This window comes from Morganella sp. EGD-HP17 (genome assembly GCF_000512315.2).
GTDB classification, from domain to species: Bacteria; Pseudomonadota; Gammaproteobacteria; order Enterobacterales; family Enterobacteriaceae; genus Morganella; species Morganella morganii.
In genome coordinates, this window is sequence record NZ_AZRH01000054.1 from 1 (window position 1) to 1,766 (window position 1,766).

A 1,766-nucleotide genomic window follows, 5' to 3' on the forward strand; every position below is an offset into this window, starting at 1 on the left:
TGCGTAACCACAACCCGGCCACCTTCCTGCTGATCCCGGTCTTTATTGTGGTCACCAAAATCATCTTCTCTATTATCTCATCCCGTTCCGGCGGCTGAGTCAGTCTGACGCATAAGGAACAGTTTGATGGAAGAGGAGCGTATTAAACGTTTCAGTTTTCCTCAGACTCTCACAGAACAGAGCCGTCCGATAGGACTGCCGCTGGATGAAACCGCCGTTATCGGCATCCCGATGGGATGGGGATTTATGGACGGTCAGCATCTTGCCGGGCTGGTGATCGGCGCTCTGCTCTGGTTCGGACTGAGGTATTTCAAGAAAGGGCGGGGAACCACCTGGCTGCTCAGTGCCTGCTACTGGTATCTGCCCGCGTATTGTTTCAGAGGTCTTTATCACGTCATTCCGGAGTCCGCGTTCAGGCTCTGGCTGAGATAGGAGAGTTTCGCAATGAAACTGAGCGCAGCCAAATCGGCTAACCGTTTTATCTCCCTGGTCTTCATTACCCTCGTTTTTCTGCTGATAACCAGTCTTGCCGGTAACCTGCTGGCCTGGATGCGGATAGACACCCTGATTAATGCCCGCCAGGAAACCTATATCCCGATGTTTTTTGACACGCCGTTCACCTTAAGCCGCACCCATGCGGATGCCAATTACCTTGAGCAGACGGCACAGTCCCTGATTTTCCTGCGTTACAACGTGTCACCGGAAACGGTGCGTGCCAGCCACAAAGCGGTACTGCGGTTCGTGGACAAAGACAGCCGCACAGAGATGCAGGATGCGCTGGCCGACGAAGCGCGGATCATTACCGACAACAACGTGACCTCGGCGTTTTATATCAGCAGCCTCGATGTCTATCCCGACCAGGGTATTGCGGATATCACCGGCACGCTGCAGACCTGGATAGGCAACCGGAAATCCCTGCCGGAGGAAAAACGGCTCCGGCTGGCGCTGAAATATGACCGGGGGCTGACGACCATCCGTGATTTTAAGGAAATGATTGATGAGAAGAAGAAAAAATAGCCCGCCGGTCAGCATGGTGCCGCGCCTGCTGCTCTGTGCCGGTCTGCTGTTTTCCTTACCGGTATTCAGTGAACCGGCGGCACAGCAGCCGGTGCGGATCCCGGTGACCGCCGACAGTCAGGTGAAAGTGGTGTTCAGCAATACCCAGCCCAATATGCTGATTGTGCCGGGTGACCGGATTGTGGCGGTGGACAGCGCGTCCGGGATGTTTCTGAATGACGGTCAGACCGGGCGTTCCGGGATGGCCAACGGCGGCGTGGTGCTGATGACGGCACAGACTGCCCCGTTCACCTTTTATCTGCGCACCGCAGGCGGACTGACCGTCTCCGTGGTGGCGGTGCCGCAGAAGCGGGACGGCCGGGTGCTGCAGTTTATCTCAGACCGTCCGGCGGTCAGCAAACCGGCAGAGCGCTGGGAGCGGTCACAGGCGTACCCGGACACACTGATTGCGTTACAGAAAGGGGTGCTTAACGGTCAGCTGCCGGACGGCTTTGTCAGTGCGCCGGTGACCCCGCTGCCGCCGCTGTCCCTGCCGTTCCCGCTGACGGTGCAGGCAGAGAAAATGTGGAACGGCGGTCAGCTGCGTATCTATCAGATCACGCTGCGCAATACCGGGGTGAGAGAGGCGGCGGTGCCGGAACGGCTGTTCCGTGCGGACGGGGTGCGGGCGGTGATGATCCACCCGTTTGTCTCCGGGCTGAAACCGGGTGCCACCGCACAGGTCTGGCTGACGGTCAGCGGGGAGGATA

3 protein-coding genes and 1 pseudogene are annotated in these 1,766 nt (G+C 58.3%); all 4 read left to right on the forward strand.

The genetic code is table 11. The annotated features are described in order from the left end of the window. Positions 1-98 (forward strand): annotated as a pseudogene (locus X965_RS19850) (conjugal transfer protein TraA); the annotation flags it as partial. A 28-nt stretch (positions 99-126) separates the two neighbouring features. Beyond that, the gene (gene traL / locus X965_RS18660) at positions 127-432 is read left to right on the forward strand and encodes a type IV conjugative transfer system protein TraL (RefSeq protein ID WP_036419800.1); all 306 of its coding nucleotides are present in this window, start codon (positions 127-129) and stop codon (positions 430-432) included. 12 nt (positions 433-444) lie between these two features. After that, the gene (gene traE / locus X965_RS18665; RefSeq protein ID WP_036419803.1) at positions 445-1,017 is read left to right on the forward strand and encodes a type IV conjugative transfer system protein TraE; all 573 of its coding nucleotides are present in this window, start codon (positions 445-447) and stop codon (positions 1,015-1,017) included. Further along, the coding region (locus X965_RS18670) for a type-F conjugative transfer system secretin TraK (protein WP_036419806.1) at positions 998-1,766 on the forward strand (769 nt) is incomplete at its 3' end. The genes traE and X965_RS18670, both read left to right, overlap by 20 nt.

Bases quoted from the DNA above. Each gene is read 5' to 3' on its own strand.
- traE (WP_036419803.1), top strand. From the start codon at position 445: ATGAAACTGAGCGCAGCCAAATCGGCTAACCGTTTTATCTCCCTGGTC.
- traL (WP_036419800.1), top strand. From the start codon at position 127: ATGGAAGAGGAGCGTATTAAACGTTTCAGTTTTCCTCAGACTCTCACA.